The 20,061-nt window shown below is 65.5% G+C and carries 14 protein-coding genes; 5 read left to right on the top strand and 9 right to left on the bottom strand.

The genetic code is table 11. From position 1 onward, the window contains the following. Positions 1–21: 21 nt before the first annotated feature. Together MOK15_RS13115 and MOK15_RS13120 are read right to left on the bottom strand one after the other, a co-directional pair. Positions 22–1,173 (bottom strand): GGDEF domain-containing protein, encoded by a 1,152-nt coding sequence (locus MOK15_RS13115; RefSeq protein WP_242932020.1) that lies wholly within the window; start codon positions 1,171–1,173, stop codon positions 22–24. Between the two features lie 157 nt (positions 1,174–1,330). Beyond that, positions 1,331–2,212 (bottom strand): LysR substrate-binding domain-containing protein, encoded by an 882-nt coding sequence (locus MOK15_RS13120; protein WP_242932021.1) that lies wholly within the window; start codon positions 2,210–2,212, stop codon positions 1,331–1,333. Positions 2,213–2,548: 336 nt separating this feature from the next. Here MOK15_RS13120 and MOK15_RS13125 point away from each other — a divergent pair, with 336 nt between their 5' ends. The 3 genes from MOK15_RS13125 (at position 2,549) to MOK15_RS13135 (ending at position 6,958) form a co-directional block, all read left to right on the top strand. Beyond that, positions 2,549–4,837 carry a CDC48 family AAA ATPase gene (locus MOK15_RS13125; RefSeq protein ID WP_242932022.1) on the top strand — a complete coding sequence of 763 codons (2,289 nt, stop codon included), beginning with the start codon at positions 2,549–2,551 and terminating at the stop codon, positions 4,835–4,837. Positions 4,838–4,964: 127 nt separating this feature from the next. Then, complete coding sequence (locus MOK15_RS13130; RefSeq protein ID WP_242932023.1) at positions 4,965–5,612, top strand: methyltransferase; 648 nt, start codon at positions 4,965–4,967, stop codon at positions 5,610–5,612. An 80-nt stretch (positions 5,613–5,692) separates the two neighbouring features. Beyond that, positions 5,693–6,958 carry a glutamate-5-semialdehyde dehydrogenase gene (locus tag MOK15_RS13135; protein WP_242932749.1) on the top strand — a complete coding sequence of 422 codons (1,266 nt, stop codon included), beginning with the start codon at positions 5,693–5,695 and terminating at the stop codon, positions 6,956–6,958. Between the two features lie 87 nt (positions 6,959–7,045). On the opposite strand, the gene kdsA is transcribed toward MOK15_RS13135, so the two are convergent. Together kdsA and MOK15_RS13145 are read right to left on the bottom strand one after the other, a co-directional pair. Beyond that, positions 7,046–7,873, bottom strand: a complete 828-nt coding sequence (kdsA, locus tag MOK15_RS13140; protein ID WP_242932750.1) for a 3-deoxy-8-phosphooctulonate synthase — start codon at positions 7,871–7,873, stop codon at positions 7,046–7,048. A gap of 5 nt (positions 7,874–7,878) precedes the next feature. Continuing rightward, on the bottom strand, positions 7,879–8,172 hold the full coding sequence (locus MOK15_RS13145) for a hypothetical protein (RefSeq protein WP_242932024.1): 294 nt from the start codon (positions 8,170–8,172) through the stop codon (positions 7,879–7,881). Positions 8,173–8,193: 21 nt separating this feature from the next. Between MOK15_RS13145 and MOK15_RS13150 the strand changes: the two genes are divergently transcribed. Together MOK15_RS13150 and MOK15_RS13155 are read left to right on the top strand one after the other, a co-directional pair. Further along, a complete protein-coding gene (locus MOK15_RS13150; protein ID WP_242932751.1) occupies positions 8,194–9,318 on the top strand; it encodes a hypothetical protein in 1,125 nt (374 codons plus the stop codon). Then, positions 9,315–10,685: a cytochrome P450 gene (locus MOK15_RS13155; protein ID WP_242932025.1), complete on the top strand. Its 1,371-nt coding sequence runs from the start codon at positions 9,315–9,317 to the stop codon at positions 10,683–10,685. The genes MOK15_RS13150 and MOK15_RS13155 overlap by 4 nt, the downstream gene beginning before the upstream one ends. A 132-nt stretch (positions 10,686–10,817) precedes the next feature. On the opposite strand, the gene MOK15_RS13160 is transcribed toward MOK15_RS13155, so the two are convergent. The 5 genes from MOK15_RS13160 to MOK15_RS13180 form a co-directional block, all read right to left on the bottom strand. Further along, positions 10,818–10,991 (bottom strand): hypothetical protein, encoded by a 174-nt coding sequence (locus tag MOK15_RS13160; protein ID WP_242932026.1) that lies wholly within the window; start codon positions 10,989–10,991, stop codon positions 10,818–10,820. After that, entirely contained in the window at positions 10,988–11,878 is an 891-nt protein-coding gene (locus MOK15_RS13165) for a transglutaminase family protein (protein WP_242932027.1), read from the bottom strand. The genes MOK15_RS13160 and MOK15_RS13165 overlap by 4 nt, the downstream gene beginning before the upstream one ends. Beyond that, a complete protein-coding gene (locus MOK15_RS13170) occupies positions 11,875–14,343 on the bottom strand; it encodes a circularly permuted type 2 ATP-grasp protein (RefSeq protein ID WP_242932028.1) in 2,469 nt (822 codons plus the stop codon). Before MOK15_RS13170 ends, MOK15_RS13165 begins: the two co-directional genes overlap by 4 nt. 10 nt (positions 14,344–14,353) lie before the next feature. Further along, positions 14,354–17,716, bottom strand: coding sequence for a transglutaminase family protein (locus tag MOK15_RS13175; protein WP_242932752.1), 3,363 nt, complete (start codon positions 17,714–17,716; stop codon positions 14,354–14,356). Positions 17,717–17,962: 246 nt separating this feature from the next. Further along, a complete protein-coding gene (locus tag MOK15_RS13180) occupies positions 17,963–20,053 on the bottom strand; it encodes a prolyl oligopeptidase family serine peptidase (protein ID WP_242932029.1) in 2,091 nt (696 codons plus the stop codon). Between the last annotated feature and the right edge of the window lie 8 nt (positions 20,054–20,061).

The raw sequence follows: 20,061 nt of genomic DNA on the forward strand, positions 1-20,061 counted from the left end.
GGGAGGGGGCTCCCTCCCTTCTCAATCCGTTTCCGTCGCCAGATAGACGCGGTTGCGGCCATGTTCCTTGGCCAGGTAAAGCGCCCGATCCGCCGCCTTGAGCGCGCCGCGCGGATCGTCATAGGCCAGTACATTGGCGACGCCGGCGGAAAAGCTCACCCGTTCCATCCGCTCGCCATTGGCCCGGTTGACCAGGCTGCGATTGGCCAGATCCTCGCGCACGCCGTCCACCGCCTCGCAGGTTTCGGCCGCTGTCTTGCCGCGGAACAGCATCACGAACTCCTCGCCGCCATGGCGCGCGACATGGCAGCGGTCGTTCGATATCCTGGCCAGCAGCCCGGCGACGAATTTAAGCACCCGGTCGCCCGTGTCATGGCCATGGGTGTCGTTGATGCGCTTGAAATGATCGATATCGCAGAAGGCGACCGACAGCGGTTCCTGCAGCTTGTGCGCCAGCACCAGCTCCTCGCGCAGCACGCCGTCGAAGGCGCGGCGGTTGGGCAGGCCGGTCAGATGGTCATGCTCGGCGGCGCGGCGCGCATTTTCCAGGCTGGATTTCAGCGCATGGGTCTGTTTCTGATTCTCGCGCAACTGGCTTTCCACCTGCCGCGTCTTTTCCACCATCGACCGGGTCAGGCCGACCAGGCGCGACAGGATCGGCTCGCTGTCGCCGCCGGCGGCCAGATCCTTGGCCTGCTTCTGCAGGGCGGCGCCATAATCCTTGGCGGAATTGCGCGATTCATGCATCAGGCCGGTGAACTGGTTCAGATTTTCCTCGACCTTGTCGAGCATCGAGGCGAGCGCTTCGGGCGTCACCTCGTCGGCGCGCTGTTCGGAGGCGATCGATTCGATCCAATTGTTGGTGATCTTGCCGCGCTCCATCATCACCGCGCGGATCGCTTTTTCGATGCCGATATTCGCGCCGGTCAGATAGTCGAGCGCGACGCTGAAATTGATCGGCGTCAGGTCCAGGTCATGGGCGAAGAGGAAGTCGCCAATGTCCGCGTAAAGCTGGCGGCGGCGATTGACTTCCCGGTTGGAAGCGCCGCCGGGGCGCGACCGCCCTTCTTCGGATTCCTCTTCATCTGGCTTGCCCGAAAGGCCTCTGGCCCAACGGGTCAGTCGGTCGGTCAGTCCATCATAGGGACTTGTGGAAGAGTCTGCCCCGGTCATGCTCGCTATAACGGTCGTAGCAAAACAAGGTTAAGGATATGCCTGCAAAGAAACGCAAGCGCAATGATCTTGAAGCCTGTTCGGAAATGCACGGAAGAGCGCGTTTTTTGAGAGCCGGTGCGGCAATGCGCCGAAAGGCGCATCCGCAAACAGGCTCCTAGATATCGGCCGCCACCAGCCAGTCGCGGAAGATGCGCACGGCCCGCGTCTGCAGCGCGCGCGGGCGGCAGACGAAGAAATAGCGATAGGGGCTTTCGACATGGATCGGGAACAGCCGCACCAGCCGCGGGTCGCCCGATTGTTCGAAATGGCTGGCGTGCATCACCGCCACCCCCAGCCCCTGCGCGGCCGCCTCCAGCATCAACTGGCCCGAATCATAATTGTCGACGGCAAGCGGTTGCAGGTCGGACAGGCCTGCCGCTTCCTTCCATGCTTCGAAGGACAGCGCCATGTCGCGGTGGAGCAATATGGTCTGCTGCGCCAGTTCTTCGGGCGAATTGAGCGCATGTGGTCCTTCGAGCAACTGCCGCCGCCCGATCAGATAGACTTCCTCATGATCCAGTTCATGCGCGTAGAGCGCTGGATCGATGTCCTTGGCCATCAGCACGATCGCCGCATCCAACCCTTCGCCCAGTCGCGCGATGGCGTGAGGGGTGGTTTCGATATCGATATGGAGCTGGGGATGCTGCTGCCGCAACTGGCCGAGATGCGGGAAAAGGCGCTGGGTGGCAAAAAGCGGCATCACCGCGAGCCGCAGGCGCAACTGGTTGCCGCCGCTCTGGATATTCTCCAGCGCCTGGCTGAGCGAATCCAGCGCCGGCGCGATGTCGTCGAGCAGCCTCTGGCCGTCGATATTGATCTCCAGCGCCTGATGCTTGCGGTCGAACAGCGGGCGGCCGATGAAACGTTCGAGCGCCTGGACGCGCCGACTGAGGGCAGGAGTCGAAAGCGCAAGCTCTTCCGCCGCGGCCTTTACGGAACCGAGGCGGGCAACCTGAACAAAGGCCTCCAGGGCCGTAAGGGGCGGCAGTCTGCGCATAACCTGTCAAAAATCCGAAGCCGATCCGCTGCGCCGCGTCAATTCTGTTTATCGAACGGCGCGCGTTCCGGTTCCAAGCATCCTCTCCATAATGAGCAGGAAAAAGCGGAAAATGGCAAGATGCAATTTTTGCAACTCACCAGATTATTTCGCACTTGCAAAAAACCACGTTGCAGTGCACATAGAAACGGCCTTTCAGGCATCCTCTCCTAAAACTTTCAGGGCTGGCTTTCGGGCTGGCCCTTTTTTTGTCCTGTCATGGTGCAACCATGGGGACTTTCCTAACGTCGCTGCGTTTCCTATCTCGTTACGGGAACGATAAGGACAGGATGGCTCGTGGCCGATCAGGAAAGAACAGGACGCAGGATTCAGGTCGCCAATGCGCGGCCGGAGGATGCAGGGCGCGGTCTTGCCCGGTTGCCGCTCGCGGTGATGGCCGAATTGCATCTCAGCGAAGGCGACATGATCGAGATTGTCGGCAAGCGCACGACACCGGCGCGCGTGGTGCGGCCCTACAAGGAAGATGAGGGGCTGGACGTGGTCCGCCTCGACGGTTTGCAGCGTGCCAATGCCGGCGTGGGGTCGGGTGATTTCGTCCAGATCGCCAGGGTGGACCCGCGTCCGGCCCAGCGCGTCGTGTTCGCACCTGCACAAAATAACCTACGATTACAGGGCAATCCCGAAGCGCTGAAGCGAGTTTTCTTCCAGCGGCCGCTCACGGCGGGGGATGTGGTGGCGACCGCGGGCCAGCAGCAGGTGCCCCCCGGCGACATGCCGCCCCAGTTGCGTCAGATGCTCGCGGCCCCTGCTTATGCGCTACAGGAAATCCGGCTCGTCGTCGTGTCGACCACGCCCAAGGGCATCGTCCATATCGACGCGGATACCGAGGTGGAACTGCGCGCCGAATATGAGGAGCCGCGCGAATCCCGCCGTGCCGACGTGACCTATGACGATGTCGGCGGCATGGCCGAAGCGATCGACCAGTTGCGCGAGATGGTGGAGCTGCCCCTGCGCTATCCCGAATTGTTCGAGCGGCTGGGGGTCGATCCGCCCAAGGGCGTCCTGCTCCATGGCCCGCCGGGAACGGGCAAGACGCGCCTCGCCCGCGCCGTCGCCAATGAATCCGAAGCCGAATTCTTCCTCATCAACGGCCCGGAGATCATGGGATCGGCCTATGGCGAGTCGGAAAAGAAGCTGCGGGAGATTTTCGAGGAAGCGACCGCGGCCGTGCCCTCGATCCTCTTCATCGATGAGATCGATTCGATCGCGCCCAAGCGCGGCAATGTGACCGGCGAGACGGAAAAGCGTCTCGTCGCCCAGTTGCTGACGCTGATGGACGGGCTGGAACCGCGCACCAACCTGGTCGTCATCGCCGCGACCAACCGGCCCGAAGCGATCGACGAAGCGCTGCGCCGTCCCGGCCGCTTCGACCGCGAGATCATCGTCGGCGTTCCCGACGAACGCGGCCGGCGCGAGATATTGGGCATCCATACCCGGGGTATGCCGCTGGGTGACCGGGTCGACCTGGGCGAACTCGCTCGCATGACCTATGGCTTTGTCGGGGCGGATATGGCCGCGCTCACCCGCGAGGCCGCGATCGAGACGGTGCGCCGCTTCATGCCGCGCCTCAACCTGGAGGAAGGGACGATCCCGCCCGACGTGCTAGAGGAACTCTCCGTCACGCGGGAGGATTTCATGGCCGCGATCAAGCGTGTCCAGCCGTCCGCCATGCGCGAGGTGATGGTGCAGGCGCCCAATATCGGCTGGTCCGATATCGGCGGTCTGGACGATGCCCAGATGCGCCTGAAGGAAGGGGTGGAGCTGCCGCTCAAGGACCCCGAAGCCTTCCGCCGCATCGGCATCCGCCCGGCCAAGGGATTCCTGCTCTACGGCCCACCCGGCACCGGCAAGACGCTGCTGGCCAAGGCGGTCGCGCGCGAAGCGCAGGCCAATTTCATCGCCACCAAGTCGAGCGACCTCCTGTCCAAATGGTATGGTGAGAGCGAGCAGCAGATTGCGCGCCTCTTCGCCCGCGCGCGACAGGTGGCGCCGACGGTCATCTTCATCGACGAACTGGACAGTCTGGTCCCCGCGCGTGGCGGCGGCCTGGGCGAACCGGCGGTGACGGAGCGGGTGGTCAACACCATCCTCGCCGAGATGGACGGGCTGGAGGAATTGCAATCGGTGGTGGTGATTGGCGCGACCAACCGGCCGACCCTGGTCGATCCGGCGCTGCTGCGGCCGGGCCGTTTCGACGAGCTGATCTATGTGCCCGTCCCCGACCAAGCCGGGCGCAGGCGCATCCTGGCTATCCACACCGGGAAGATGCCGCTTGCCGGCGATGTCGATCTCGACAGGCTGGCGGAGAGGACCGAGCGCTTCACCGGCGCGGACCTGGAGGATCTGTCGCGTCGCGCTGGTCTGGTCGCGTTGCGCCAGTCGCTCCGCGTCGAGGCCGTGACGATGGCCCATTTCGAGGCGGCGCTGGAGGAAACCCGCGCATCCGTCACGCCTGAGATGGAGCGTGAATATGAACAGATCCAGGCGACGCTGAAACAGAGCGCGATGCAGGTCGATCCGATCGGCTTCGTGACGCCGGGCATGTTGCGCGCGCGGGAGCGCTGATGACTGGCCGGACGGCGGATTGAACCCATCCGCCGTCCGCGCGTTCGATCTCAAGGCGTGCAAAGCCGCTTGCCAGCGGCTGCCAATTTTGCGACGCCGGAACCGACAGTCAGACAGGCAGATATTGATGGCCTCCATTCCCTTCAAAGATAAGAAGAAAACGGTCTCGACGGGCGCCAAGGGCGCTACTTTCCTCAGCCAGTGGGGCATGTTCTTCCGGCAGTTCGTCAAACATCCCGGCATGATCGGCTCGATCATTCCGTCTTCGCAGGCGTTGGTCGATGCGGTGCTGGACCAGGTGGACTGGAGCCGGACCCGGCTGTTCGTCGAATATGGACCGGGCGTGGGCACCTTCACCCGTTCCATATTGGACCGCCTGCATCCCGACGCGATCCTGCTGGCGATCGATATCAACCTCGATTTCGTAGCTTATCTGGAAGCCCAGATCGACGATCCACGGCTGCGCGTGGTTCATGGATCAGCGGCTGACGTGCGCCGTTTCATCCGGGAGGCGGGTCATCACCAGGCCGATTATGTGCTGTCGGGCATTCCCTTCTCCACCCTGCCCGATGGCGTGGGCAAAACCATATGCGCTGAAACTCGCATAGCGTTGCGGTCGGGCGGCGAACTCCTGATCTACCAATATTCGCGCTATGTGCGCCGTCTGCTCGACCCGCTGTTCGGTGCGGTCAACGACCGGCTGGAATGGCGCAATATTCCGCCCTGTCGGATATTTCGCGCTATGAAGGAAGAGAGTCTGGCCCAGGCGGCCTGATTCTCCCGATACAGATCGGCCATTTTGGCTTCCTTCGCTTTCATGCTAAGCCGCCGCGCGACTGCATGGCGAGACCCTCGATGAACGACCTGACCCAGACTCCCGAAATGCTGATCGCAACGTTGGGCGCGCGCGCGCGTAGTGTCGCGACCGTGATCGCGCAGGCGAGCGATGCGCAGAAGGCTGACGCACTGCGCCGCGCCGCGCAGGCGCTGCGGGATCAGGCGCCGGCGATCCTCGCCGCCAATGCGCGCGACATGGACAATGCCGTCGCCAACGGCCTCTCATCCGCCCTGCTCGACCGGCTGAAGCTGGACGAGGGCCGGATTGCCGCTGCCGCCGCTGGCGTGGAGCAGGTCGCCAGCCTCGACAATCCGCTGGGCAGCGTGATCGACAAGCAAGTCCGGCCCAACGGGCTGGAACTGTCGCGCGTGCGCGTGCCGCTGGGCGTCATCGGCATCATCTATGAAAGCCGCCCCAATGTGACGGCGGATGCCGCCGCCCTCTGCCTGCGCGCGGGCAATGCGGTGATCCTGCGCGGCGGCAGCGAGGCGAAGGAAAGCAACCGCGCCATCCACGCCGCCATGGTTGAAGGGATCGTCGCCGCAGGCCTGCCGGCGGAGGCGGTGCAACTGATTCCCACTACCGATCGCGCGGTGGTTGGCGCGCTGCTCAAGGCGGCGGAGTTTGTCGACCTGATCGTGCCGCGCGGTGGCAAGAGCCTGGTCGCGCGCGTGCAGGAGGAAGCGCGCGTGCCCGTGCTCGCCCATCTCGACGGCATCAATCACAGCTATGTTGACGGCGCGGCTGATCCCGCCATGGCGCTCACGCTGGTGGTCAATGCCAAGATGCGTCGCACCGGCATTTGCGGTGCGACCGAAACCGTGCTGATCGACCGCGCATTTCAGCAGGCGCCCGCGCTGGTGAAGGCGCTGCTCGACGCCCAGTGCGAAGTGCGCGGTGACGATGCGGTGCGGGCGATGGATGGCCGGGTGAAGCCCGCTTCCGACGAGGATTGGGATACCGAATATCTCGACGCCATCGTGTCGGTGCGGCTGGTCGATGGCGTGGAGGAGGCGATTGCGCATATCGCCGCCCATGCCAGCCACCATACCGATGCGATCATCACTGAGGATGCTGCCAGGGCCGAGCATTTCCTCAACGCCGTCGACAGCGCGATCGTGATGTGGAACGCCTCCACCCAGTTCGCCGATGGCGGCGAATTCGGCCTGGGCGCGGAAATCGGCATTTCCACCGGCCGCCTCCACGCACGTGGCCCGGTGGCGCTGGAAGGGCTGACGACCTATAAATGGATCGTGCGCGGAACGGGACAGGTGCGGCCTTAAAGACTAGCTCCCGCCGTTCGGGCTGAGCGAAGTCGAAGCCCTTGTCTGAGCGGAGGCGAAGGCATCTCCCTGCGGACGGCTGGGGATTTACCCCTTCACCACCGCATCGATCGCCTTGAGCTTTGCCAGCATCGGCGCGACCCATTCCAGCGGCAGCATCACCGGCCCGTCGGACGGCGCATGGTCGGGATCGTCATGCGCCTCGGCAAAGATCGCCGCGACCCCGGCCGCCACCGCGCTGCGCGCCAGCAGCGGCGCGAACTCGCGCTGTCCGCCCGACGCGGACCCAAGGCCTCCGGGCTGCTGCACCGAATGGGTGGCGTCGAACACCACCGGATAGCCGGTCTGCGCCATGGTCGGCAGCGCGCGCATGTCGCTGACCAGCGTGTTGTAGCCGAAGCTCGCCCCGCGTTCGGTCAGCAGGATGCGCTCGTTTCCGGTGGAGGCGAGCTTCTGCGCCACCGCCGCCATGTCCCAGGGAGCAAGGAACTGCCCCTTCTTGACGTTGATGACCGCGCCGGTCCGCCCCGCCGCGACCAGCAGGTCGGTCTGGCGGCAGAGGAAGGCGGGGATCTGCAATATGTCCACCACCTGCGCCGCCGCCTCGACCTGCTCCGGTCCATGAATGTCGGTCAGCACCGGGCAGCCCAGCGCTGCCTTGACCTCTGCCAATATCGCAAGCCCCGCGTCGATACCGACACCGCGCCGGCCCGACACCGACGTCCGGTTCGCCTTGTCGAAGCTGCTCTTGAAGATGAAGGGCACGCCGGCCTTGTCTGCCTTGCCTGCCAGCGCGTCGGCCATGAACAGCGCATGGTCGCGGCTTTCGATCTGGCACGGGCCGGAAATCAGGACGAAGGGCAGATCGTTGCCGATCGTCACCGAACCGACCGTCACATGTTTGGATTCTGTCATGGCGCTCATTTGGGCGCTTTGGCGAAGCGGCGCAACAACTGCCCGCGCCACAGCCCCTTGCCCGGATGATAATTCCAGCAGAACCAGCCAAACGCCAGACAGGCAAGCAAGGATGGCAGCGCCATCGGGTCGCCGTTGGATTTCATGTGGCGGTAAAATATCATATCCGCGCGCCACCGGTCGCGTTCGCTGCCGCCGCCGTTGATGCCGTACATGTTGTCATGCTTCCGGCAACCGACATTGCGGTTGTATTTGCGGTGGTCGATGAAATAGCAGTAGTCGCGTTCGGGCGTGGTCATGCGCCAATTAGGGCGATGCAGTTGGAAAAGTTCAAGCGTAAAGTCTTCTACCTGGGTGGTTTCGATCCGCGCGGCGTTCGTTTTTATCACCAGCTCTATCGTGAGCAGGCCGCCCGCCATGCCGCGCTGACCGGTCAGCCGCTTGCTGTCAGCGCGCGCCGCACAGGTCCGGCCAGCTCCGCGATCTGGACGGTGGACAATCCCAAGAATGGGGTCGAGACCGACTATGAATATTTCCGGTGGGAGGATCTGGTCGGCAAGGTCTGGATTCGCAATCCGCTGACGCTCGCCCTCCGCTCGATTGCCACCTATGCCGGCCATGCCCGTTTCATGCAGTTCGGGCGGATGCGCAGGTTGCGGCACGGTCCGGTCATCACCATCCTCTACCCGCCTGTGCTGGCGCTGCTGATTCCGCTGCTGCTCGCGCTCGTCCCCGCACTCGTGCTTTCGCTGCTGGTTCCCTTCTGGGCCGCCGCGCTGGTCGGCATCGCGATCAGCGCGCTGCTGTCGGGGCGCCTGCTCAACAAGCTGGTCGTCCCCTGGCTGCTGCGCTTTCTCTATTACCATCATTGCCTTGCCGCCGACGGACCGGGCGACGCGCTCGATGCCCGCATCGATCAGTTCGCGGAGCGCATCGCGCAGGAACTGGACGGCGACTGGGACGAAGTGCAATTCGTCACGCACAGCGCGGGGACGATCCTGGGAATGCGCCTGATGCGCCGTCTGCTCGCCCTGCGCGGCGGGCGGTTGCCGGATCATTTCGTGATGCTGGGCCTGGGGCAGGTGGTGCCGGTCATCGGCCTGCGCCGCGATGCCGCCTGGTATCATGACGATCTCAGGGCATTGGCGGACAAGTCATTCCGTTATGTCGATATCAGTTCGCCGCCCGACGGCGCGGCCTATTACAACGTCAATCCGTTCCATCTTGTCGCGGATCACCATGCGGCGCGTGTCGACATGCTATCGCCGCGCTTCCACCTCTTCTATGATCCGGAAAATTATCATGGCGGCTGGTCGAACAAATATGAGGCGCATTTCGATTATCTGCGCGTGGGCGACCGCCTGTCCCCGCTCGACTTCATCAGCCTGACCGCAGGCCGCCGCACCGTGGACGACGCCGTAGCCGCCTTCAGGACGATTCCGTGACCGATCTTTTCACGCCGCCTTATCCCCAGCCGCCGAAAACGAAGCGCGGCCTCGTCAAGCGTTTCCTGAGCGGCTGGCATAGCTGGATTCACGTCCTCTTCGACAAGAGCTACACGATGAAGATGGGCGAGATCCGGATGCCCGGCCGGACCATGTATATCGCCAACGAACTGTCGCTGGTGGACCAGATATTGCGCGGCGGCACCGCCTTTCCCAAGCATAGCGAACTGGTCCGCAACCTCGATCCGCTGATCGGCAATTCGGTCTTCTCGGCCAATGGCGCGGACTGGGAAAGCCAGCGGGCGATGGTCAACCCCGCCTTCGCCCATACCGCGCTGGGCCGGTCCATGCCGCTGATGGTCGCGGCGGCCGATGACCTGCTCGCCCGGCTCGACGCGGCGGACAGGAGCAGGCCGGTCGATATCGACCCGATGATGACCCATGTCGCGGCCGACATCATCTTCCGCACGCTCTTTTCCCAGACCCTGGACGAACCGCGCTCCAACATCATCCACACCGCCTTCGGGCGGTTCCAGCGCCTTGCGCACAGCGCCTCGATGTTGCGCCTCTACGGCATTCCGGCGGGCTGGTTCGAGAAACGCTCGAAAGGCCCGGCCCGCGCCATCCATGATGTGTTCCGCCCGATCGTCGAGGCGCGTTACGAGGGCTATCATGCACGCGGGCAAACGGACCAGCGCGACATCCTCCAGTCGCTCATAGAGGCGAAGCACCCCGGAACTGGCGCGCCTTTCACCTGCGAACAGGTGATGGAGCAGGTTTCCACCATCTTCCTCGCCGGTCATGAAACCTCCGCCAGCACCATGACCTGGGCGCTCTACATGCTCGCCGAATGCGCCCATATCCAGGACCGGGTCCGCGTCGAGGTGACGGGGATCGCGGGCGACGCGCCGCTGACCGCGCCGATGCTCAAGGATATGGGCCATGTCCGCAACATCTTCCGCGAGACCCTGCGCCTCTATCCCCCCGTCTCCTTCCTGCCGCGCGAAGTCACCTGCCCGATGGACATGCGCGACAAGCATCTGGAACAGGGCGCGATGCTGGTCGTCGCCCCCTGGCTGACCCAGCGCAACAAGGATAACTGGGCCTGCCCTCACAGCTTCGATCCCGACCGTTTCGACGACCCTGCCAATGCGGAGATGGCGAAACAGGCCTGGTTCCCCTTCGGCCGTGGCCCCCGCGTCTGCGTCGGCGCGGGCTTTGCCCAGCAGGAGGTGATGACGGTGATCGCGTCGGTCGTGCGTCGCTATCGCCTGACCGTGCCCGTCGGTTTCAAGCCCGAACCCATCAGCCGCCTCACCATCCGTCCGAAGACGGGGATGCCCTTGTTGTTCGAGCGGGTGGACTGACCTATTATCCTCCCCTGGAAGGGGAGGGGGACCGCTCGCAAAGCGAGTGGTGGAGGGGTGTCACCCTATCGATAACGGGACACCCCTCCGTCTGGCCTTCGGCCATCCACTTCCCCTTACAGGGGAGGATGCTCATCTCCCCGCCGGCACCTCGACCTGAATCTGCGCCGGGATCGGCGCGGCCATGATGGCGATCCCCGCCGCCAGTCCCAGCACGCCCCATACCCAGCGCTTCGCCCGCAAATCCACGACGCCGCGCGCCAGGCAATAGAGGCCTGCCAGAACCAGTATGACGGCGGCGATCATGCGACTTCCTCCTCTTGCGGCGCGACATCGACCATCACCCGCTGGCTCTGGCCCGCGCCGCCGACGAACAGCCCGTCCATCGGCGCGACATCGGCATAATCGCGGCCCATGGCGACGAACAGATGCCCATCGCCGGTGATGCAGCCATTGGTGGGATCAAAGCCGATCCACCCGCGCGTCGGTCCGCACCACAGCATCACCCAGGCGTGCATCGCGTCCGCGCCCACCAGCCGGGGCATCCCCGGCGGCGGCAGTGTGCGCAGATAGCCGCTGACATAGGCGGCGGGCAGCCCCGCCAGCCGCAGCGCGACCACCATGACATGGGCGAAATCCTGGCACACGCCATGGCGTGCGGCAAAGGCGTCGGCGACGGGCGTGCCCGCGTCGGTGACGCCGGGCTGATAGGCGAACTCGGCCCGGATGCGCCGCGCCAGGTCCAGCGCAGCGGCGACGATCGGGCGGTCGGGGGCTAGGCCCACGCCTGCCCACCGGCCGATCTCCGCCAGCATCGGCGCGCGCGTCGAGGCGTAGAGATAATGGGCTGGCGCGGCCGGTCCCATGTCCCGGTCGGCAAGCGCTGCCTGCGCCACCACGCCGATCGTCGGGTCGTCGCCTTGCGGGGCGATCGCGCGGCCCTGCACACCCGCGCGGAATCGGCTTTCGATCGTCAATTGCCGGATCGGGCTTTCGATTACCAGCCGCGCGACATGGACCGGCCAGCCGCTGGGCCGCGCTTCGATGATGGCCGGGGCGGGATCGACCGACAGCACATAGTCCGACGTCCATTGTCCCGGCCAGGGCGCGGGCTTCAATCGCAGGTTGAAGCGGGCCAGCCGCACGGGCGCGGCATAATGGAGCATGGTCCGGTGCCGGACATGATAGATCATGCGAGCATGTCCGGGCTTTCGGTCTTGCGGACCTGCAGGAAATAGCGCTGGCCGATCGCGTCGGACAAGGCGAACAGCCGGCTTTCGGCGTCGGCGATATCCGCTTGTGTCAGCACATCGCCGGTCAGCGGCGCCAGTCGCGCCACCAGCGCATCGGCCAGCCGGTGCGGCTCTTCCGGCATTCCGTCGGCGCGCAGGGTGGGCAGGGCCGCGACATGCTCGGCCAGCCGCAGTGCCTGCCAGGCAATGGCGCGCGGGTTGTACGGCTCCAGCGCCAGCATATCGCGCACCGGGGCAAGCGCCGGGCCGGTGAGGTAGCGGGTGCGATAGCTGATCTGGCTGTCCATCAGGTCGAGCAGCACGGTCAGATCATCGTCCGACGCTTGGTCGCCGCCGAACAGGCTGATGAGGCGACAGCCATTGACCGCCCGCTCCATCCGCCGGCCCATATCGTGGAAGCGCCAGCCGTCCGTTCGCCCCATATTTTCCGCCGCCAGCCCCGCCAGCGCGGAAATCCGTTCGATCATGCGCGACGATGCGTCAAGCAGCGTCTCCGTAACCGCGCCATCGAAGGGAGGAAGGGGCAGGCGCACTAGCCGCCAGAAATCGCTGGCCAGCCGGTCGCGCAGCCCTTCGCCGATATTGGCGACCACGCCCATCAGCGCGCGCACGCTGCCGGGCTGGTTTCCGTCACCCAGCGCTGTGGCGCAGAGTGGCCCGACCGCCGCGCCGCTGCCCGGCACCGCCCCCCACCGTGCAAGCTGATCGACCAGCCGCGCCATGGTCGGGCTGGCGAGCGACGGGCCAAGGTCCGCCTCGATCGACCCGCCAGCAATGGCGCGGATCAGGCGCAGCGTCATTTCGGCCCGCTCGATATAACGCCCCAGCCAGAAGAGATTGTCCGCCGCCTTGGCCGGCAACATCCCGCCGATCCGCCGGATGGCGGGCGCGCCGCCGCCCAGCAGCCCACCCCCCATTAGACTGTCGAGCGGCACCGGCTTGCCGTCGATCACGCACATGTCCGCCGACATGTCCCCCTGGCCCATCAGCGCGGCGCGAATGTCGCCATGCCCCGCCAGCCGTGCGAAGGCGCCCGGCATCACCCGCCACTGGCCCGCGCCGTCCCGCGCGACGAAGATGCGCAGGGTGAAGGGCAGGGGGGTGAGACGCCCGTCGATCACCGCCGGGGTGGTGGACAGCTTCACCACCTCCTGCCCCACATAATCCATCGGCCGCCGCGCCATCGCCTCCAGCAACGCTGCGCGCTGCGCCTCGTCCAGCGATGCGCCGGGGATGAAATGCGCGCCCGGCAGCCCGGCCACATCCTGGTCGAAGGCGGAACCGACCACCAGATTGTCCATCTGCGCTTCGACATGCGCGCTCTCGCGCGGCTGGCCGCACCACCAGGTTGCGATATTGGGCAGGATCAGCTCCGCCCCCAGCATCGCCTTGGCAAGCTGCGGCAGGAAAGCGGCGAAGGCGCGCGATTCGATTACCCCCGCGCCCGGCCAGTTGCTGACCATCAGCCCGCCATGCGCGCAGGCGTCATACAGGTCGGGCACGCCGATCCGCGACTTGCCGTCGAACGCGAGCGGATCGAGGAAGCGGCTGTCCATCCAGCGCCACAAGCCGTCGACCCGCTTCAACCCCTGGATCGTCCGTACGAACAATCGCCCGTCCGACACGATAAGGTCATCGCCCTCGACCAGCAGTAGGCCCAGATAGCGGGCGAGATGCGCCTGTTCGGCATAGCTCTGGTTGAAGCGGCCCGGCGTCAGCAGGCCGATGCGTGGGTCCGACCGGGCGCAATCGGCCGCCAGCCCCCGGCGCAGATCAGCGAAGAAGGGGGCCAGACGGCGTGCGTTCATCGCGCCCAGCAGGTCGCCGGTGGCGCGCGACAGGGCCAGGCGATTTTCCAGCGCATAACCGACGCCCACCGGCGTCCTCACCCGGTCCGCCAGCACCCGCCATTCGCCATTGGGGCCGCGCCCGATATCGGCGGCGTAGAAATGGAGGTGATGGCCGTGCGGCGGCGGCGTGCCGGTCATCACCTGCCAATGGTGCGGGCTGCCGGTGACAATGCTGGCCGGCAGCTTGCCGTCGCGCACCAGCGACCGCGTCGAATAAATGTCGGCGAGCACCCGGTCGAGCAGTTGCGCGCGCTGAGTCAGGCCGCTTTCGATATGCGCCCATTCGGCCGCGCCGATCAGCAGCGGCACGGGGCCGAGCGGCCAAGCCCGTTCCTGTTCGTCGCCGGTCAGGCGAAAGGCGAGGCCCAGGTCTGCCGCCTGCCGCCCGACATGGTCGGCCAGCGTCGCCGGATCGCCCTTCGCCTGGATCGACAGCCGCTCCAGCATCGCGCGCCAATGCGCCGCCAGTTCGGGCGACGCGCCCGCGAACAGGTCGCCCTGCGGCGCAGAAGCCAGATAGGCGTCCGCCCAGTCTAGTCGGGTTTCGGTATCCACCGGATCATCCTTAGCCGCCCGGATGCCGGAACCGCAAATCGAGCGTCATCGGAAACTCGCCCGGCAATTCGGCGGGCGGCATGTCGACTTGCCCCGGCGTATGGCCATGATCCTGGAACCGCGCTTTGCGCCGCGATTCCGCTTCATAGCCGTTGATCGGCAGCGTGTCGTAATTGCGCCCGCCCGGATGCACGACATGGTAGACGCAGCCGCCCAGCGATCGCCCGCTCCAGCTATCCAGCACATCGAAGGTCAGCGGCGCGTTGACCGGCAGGTTGGGGTGCAGGCAATTGGCGGGCGCCCATGCCTTGTACCGCACGCCGCCCACCCCCTCGCCGGGTACCGCCGTTGCCGTCATCGGCACCCGCCGTCCGTTGCAGGTGACGATATGGCGGCCCGCGATCAGGCCGGTGGCGCGCAGTTGCAGCCGCTCGGTCGAACTGTCGACATAGCGCACCGTCCCGCCGATCGCGCCGGTTTCGCCCAGCACGTTCCACGGTTCCAGCGCGTGGCTGACCTCCAGCCCGACGCCGCCCGCATCGACCGCGCCATGGACGGGGAAGCGGAACTGGCGCTGCGCCTCGAACCAGTTGGGATCGAAGTCGTAGCCCGCGCCCTTCAGATCGCCCAGCACCTCCAGGAAATCGGCCCAGACGAAATGGGGCAGCATGAACCGGTCGTGCAGCGCCGTGCCCCAGCGCACCAGCCCGCCCTGTTGCGGCTGGCGCCAGAACCAGGCGGCAAGCGCCCGGATCAGCAATTGCTGCGCCAGGCTCATCCTGGGTTCGGGTGGCATTTCGAAACCGCGAAACTCCAGCAGCCCCAGCCGCCCGGTCGGACCATCGGGCGAGAACATCTTGTCGATACAGATTTCGGTGCGATGGGTGTTGCCCGTCACGTCGACCAGCAGGTTGCGGAACAACCGGTCGACCAGCCAGGGCGGCGGCAATTTATCCACGCCCTCGACAATCGGATCGGGCACCTGTGCCAGCGCGATCTCCAGCTCGTACAGGCCATCATGCCGCGCCTCGTCGATGCGCGGCGCCTGGCTCGTCGGGCCGATGCAAAGCCCGGAGAAGAGATAGGAGAGGGCGGGATGCCGCTGCCAGTAGAGGACAAAGCTCTTGAGCAGGTCAGGCCGCCGGATGAAGGGCGAATCCTCCAGGCTCGGCCCGCCCAGCACGATATGATTGCCCCCGCCGGTGCCGACCGACCGGCCATCGACCATGAACTTGTCGGCGGTAAGCTGGCATTCGCGCGCGGCCGCATAGAGGCGTTCGGTTATGTCCACCGTCTCGTCCCAACTCGCGGCGGGCTGGACATTCACCTCGATCACGCCGGGGTCGGGTGTGGCTTTCAGCACCTGCAAGCGCGGGTCGGGCGGCGGGGCATAGCCCTCGATCCGCACGGGGATGCGGGTCGCCTCGGCCACCGCCTCCACCTGCGCCACCAGTTCCAGATAATCCTCCAGCGCCTGTACCGGCGGCAGGAAGACGGAGAGATAATAGCCGCGCGGCTCGATGGTGACGGCGGTGCGCACCGCACCCTCGATCATCACCTGTTCGACCCGCTCCTGCGGCGCGGCGCCGCCCTCGACCTCACCGACGCGCTGCACCGGCTGGGCGTGCGCTTCCTCGTACGTCGCCGCTTCGCTGACCTGCGTGCGGAAATCGGGCATCGGCCCGCGCGGTTCGCTGGTGTCGCGCGGGTGGATATAGGGATAGTCGGATGGCGGCACATAGGGCAGCGACCCCAGCGGCAGGCGGTATCCCAGCGCCGAATCCCCCGGCACTGCGAACAGCTTGCCCCGGCGCAACTGCCAGATCTCGCTCTGCCAGCGCGGGGTGGCGACGGCGCTCTGCCAGCGCTGCACCGGCAGCACATAGCCGACCGGCTGGTCCAGCCCGCGCGCGAACGCCTTCACCATCCGCGCCCGCGCTTCGGGATCGCTGATCTTGGGGTCGTCCGGCGATGCATTGACCGGCAGATCGGCCTCCTTGACCGCCCAGACCACCGGGTCTTCGTAGACAGCGTGGGTATAGCCGGCGGACAAGCCCATATTGTCCGCCATATGCGCCAGGAAAGCCCGCGCATCCTCCGCGCCGATGGTTCGCGCTCCCGCCGGTGCCTCATCAGCGGCGATCAGGTCTGCATTGCGCCACACCGGCACGCCGTCCTTGCGCCAATAGACGGCATAGGCCCAGCGCGGCAGGCTTTCGCCCGGATACCATTTGCCCTGACCATGGTGCAGCAGGCCGCCCGGCGCGAACTCGGCGCGCAGCTTGCGGATGAGGCGATCGGCAAAGCCGGCCTTGGTCGGTCCCACCGCATCGCCATTCCATTCGCCCGCCTCGCCGCCATCCTCCGCGACGAAGGTCGGCTCGCCCCCGGTGGTCAGGCGCACGTCCTGGCGCTCCAGGTCGGCGTCCACCTTGGCCCCCAACGCCATCACCGCGTCCCAGCGCGCGTCGGTGAAGGGCTTGGTGATCCGCACCGCTTCGGCAATGCGCGACACGCCCATGGCGAAATGGAAATCGACCTCGGCCGGCTCGGCCATGCCGCTGATCGGCGCAGCGGAGCGATAATGTGGCGTCGCGCAGAGCGGGATATGGCCTTCGCCCGCGAACATGCCGCTGGTCGCGTCCAGCGCCACCCAGCCCGCGCCCGGCACATAGGCCTCCGCCCAGGCATGGAGGTCGACCACATCCTGCGTCACGCCCTTCGGCCCTTCCAGCGGCTCGACATCGGCGACCAACTGGATCGAATAGCCCGACACGAAACGTGCGGCGAACCCCAGCCGCCGCAGCAATTGCACCAGCAACCAGGCCGAATCGCGGCAGGAGCCGGTGCCGATCTCCAGCGTCTCCTCCGGGCTTTGCACGCCCGTCTCCATGCGGATGACATAGCCGACGCGCTGCTGGAGCCGCCGGTTCACCTCGACCAGGAAATCGACCGTCCGCTCTTGATGCCCGTGATGTTCGGCGACCAGCGCGTCGAACAGCGGGCCTTGTTCTTCCAGGTCGAAATAGGCGGCCAGATCGGTCTTGATCTGCTCGTCATAGGCGAAGGGGTAATTTTCCGCATAGGGTTCGACGAAGAAATCGAACGGATTGATGATGTCGAGATCGGCGAGCAGGTCGACCTCGATCGAGAAATGATCGACCGGATCGGGAAAGACGATCCGCGCCAGCCAGTTGCCGTGCGGGTCCTGCTGCCAGTTGAGGAAATGGCCCGCAGGCTCGATCTTCAGCGCATAATTGGGCACCCTGGTCCGGCTGTGCGGCGCAGGACGGAGGCGGATCACCTGCGGTCCTAGTCGGATCGGGCGGCTATAGCGGTAGGACGTCAGGTGGTGGAGCGCGGCCTTGAGCATAAGCGGATCAAACGCCACCCCCTGCTGCAATGCAACAACCAATCGGTCGCGCGGCAAAGTTTCCTGTCATACCAGCATATATTGATGGGGACTCATGAAGACCTGTTCCCCGGCGAAGGCCGGGGTCCAGTTCCACGGCGCGAACTGGACCCCGGCCTTCGCCGGGGAACAGCAACCAGTCGATCCTGATGAGTCATTCTCTACGCAGTCTGGCATAAGGGGCGGATGCTTCAGGCTTTCGCCGCTCTACTTCCCCTCCAACTGCTGGCTGAAATAGACCATCTGCATCGCCTGCAACCGCGCGCCCTGTTCGATGTCGGCGTCGCCCGAATGGCCGCCGGCTATATCCTCGTAGAAATGATAGGGGATGCCATAATCCTTCAGCCGCGCCGCGAATTTGCGGGCGTGCTGCGGGCCGACGCGGTCGTCCTTGGTCGTGGTCCAGATATAGGGCGTGGGATAATGCACGCCCTTGCGGATGTTCGCATAGGGCGAAATCTTCTCCAGGAACGCCTTCTCCGCCGGTACGGAGACGCTGCCATATTCGTCCACCCAGGACGCGCCGGCCGCGATCTGCTCGTAACGGATCATGTCGAGCAACGGCACCTGGATCACCACCCCGTTCCACAGGTCGGGATGCTGGTTGAACTCCACCCCCATCAGCAGCCCGCCATTGGACCCGCCATAGATGCCGAATTTGGCGGGGGATGACAGTTTCCGCGCGAAGATATCCTGCGCCACGGCGGCGAAGTCGTCATAGATGATCTGCCGCTTGGTCTTCAGCCCCGCCTCATGCCAGGCCGGGCCGAACTCGCCGCCGCCCCGGATATTGGCAAGGACGAAGCTGTTGCCCCGTTCCAGCCACAGCTTGCCGGTGATCGCGGCATAGCTGGGCGTCATCGGCACCTCGAAGCCGCCATAGGCGGTCATGATCGTCGGGGTGGCGCCGTCCTTCTTCATATCCTTCCGATGGACGATGAAATAGGGAATCTTCGTCCCGTCGGTCGATGTGGCTTCAAACTGTTCGACCACCAGCCCCGCCGCGTCGAAGCGCGCGGGCATCGCCTTCACCTGAACCGGCTTGGGATCGGCGGCATCCATTGCCCAGAGCGTCGTCGGCGCCAGGAATCCGGCCACCGACAGATAGGCCTTGTCGCTCTTGTCGGTCGCTGTCGCGATCGAGATGGTGGCATTGTCGGGCAGCGTGACCGGCTTGCTCGTCCAGCCCGCCGTCCCCGGCGTCAGCACCTGCACTCGCCCGCGCACATTGTCATTGATTGCCAGGATGACATGGCCCTTCGTCGCCGCCACACCGTCGATCGACTGGCGCGCATTGGGCGCGAACAGGATTTGCGGCTTCAGCGTCTCGCCCGATTGTAAGGCTTTCAGCGGCACGGCGGCCAGCGATCCGCTCGGCACGGTCACGCCGCCGCTGGTCCACGCCTCGCTGGTCTGGATCAACACCTGGCCCTCGACCATGCCCTGCAATTGGCTCTTGGCCGGCAGCGGCAGCTTCTTCACGCCGCTTGTCCCGACCAGATAGGTCTCGTTGCCGAAGAAGGTCACGCCGCGATAGAGGAAGGCAGCGCGGTTGCCCGATCCGTCCGACAGGATGAGGGGGAAGGTGCCGACCTGATCGCTCGCTTCGCCGCGATAGATTTCCTTCGCCGCCGACAGCGATTCGCCGCGCTTCAGCATCTTGACCACGAAGGGATAGCCCGACCTGGTCATCGTCCCTTCTCCCCAGTCGCGGGCGATGAGGATGGTCTCCCTGTCCAGCCACCCCTCATTCTGCTTCGACTTGGGAATGTCGAACCCGCCCTGCACGAACTGGCCCGTTTCCAGGTCGAACTCGCGCAGCGTCACGGCGTCCTCGCCGCCGTCGGACAGGTTGATGAGCGCCAGCCGCTCCTCCGGGTTCAGGACGGTCGCGCCCTTCCACACCCATTTCCTGCCTTCCGCCTTGGACAGGGCGTCGAGGTCCAGCACGATGGTCCAGTGGGGCGCGTCGGTCGCATAATCGGCTTCGCTGGTGTAACGCCACACGCCCTGCGGATGATCGGCATCGCGCCAGAAATTATAGACCCGGCCATGGATCAGCATCGGCATGGCAATCCGGTCCTTGGCCGACGCGATGGCCAGCGCCTGCCTGTAGTAACCGGCATAGCGCGGATCATTCTGGAAGGCGGCGACGGTCGCCTCATTCTCCGCCTCCACCCATTGCATCGCGCGCGGGCCGGTCCAATCCTCCAGCCACACGAACGGATCGTCGGCGGGCGGGGGAGGCGTTGGCGCACCGGCGCCGGTCAGAAGGGCAGCGGAAACCAAGCTCATCATCCTTTTCT

The sequence above is a fragment of the Sphingobium sp. BYY-5 genome, assembly GCF_022758885.1.
Classification (GTDB): domain Bacteria; phylum Pseudomonadota; class Alphaproteobacteria; order Sphingomonadales; family Sphingomonadaceae; genus Sphingobium.

What these genes read in the sequence shown, in the direction of transcription:
- MOK15_RS13120 (WP_242932021.1), bottom strand. Translation starts at nt 2,212, where the DNA reads ATGCGCAGACTGCCGCCCCTTACGGCCCTGGAGGCCTTTGTTCAGGTT.
- MOK15_RS13115 (WP_242932020.1), bottom strand. Translation starts at nt 1,173, where the DNA reads ATGACCGGGGCAGACTCTTCCACAAGTCCCTATGATGGACTGACCGAC.
- MOK15_RS13180 (WP_242932029.1), bottom strand. Translation starts at nt 20,053, where the DNA reads ATGATGAGCTTGGTTTCCGCTGCCCTTCTGACCGGCGCCGGTGCGCCA.
- MOK15_RS13160 (WP_242932026.1), bottom strand. Translation starts at nt 10,991, where the DNA reads ATGATCGCCGCCGTCATACTGGTTCTGGCAGGCCTCTATTGCCTGGCG.
- MOK15_RS13165 (WP_242932027.1), bottom strand. Translation starts at nt 11,878, where the DNA reads ATGATCTATCATGTCCGGCACCGGACCATGCTCCATTATGCCGCGCCC.
- MOK15_RS13135 (WP_242932749.1), top strand. Translation starts at nt 5,693, where the DNA reads ATGAACGACCTGACCCAGACTCCCGAAATGCTGATCGCAACGTTGGGC.
- MOK15_RS13145 (WP_242932024.1), bottom strand. Translation starts at nt 8,172, where the DNA reads ATGACCACGCCCGAACGCGACTACTGCTATTTCATCGACCACCGCAAA.
- MOK15_RS13175 (WP_242932752.1), bottom strand. Translation starts at nt 17,716, where the DNA reads ATGCTCAAGGCCGCGCTCCACCACCTGACGTCCTACCGCTATAGCCGC.
- kdsA (WP_242932750.1), bottom strand. Translation starts at nt 7,873, where the DNA reads ATGACAGAATCCAAACATGTGACGGTCGGTTCGGTGACGATCGGCAAC.
- MOK15_RS13130 (WP_242932023.1), top strand. Translation starts at nt 4,965, where the DNA reads ATGGCCTCCATTCCCTTCAAAGATAAGAAGAAAACGGTCTCGACGGGC.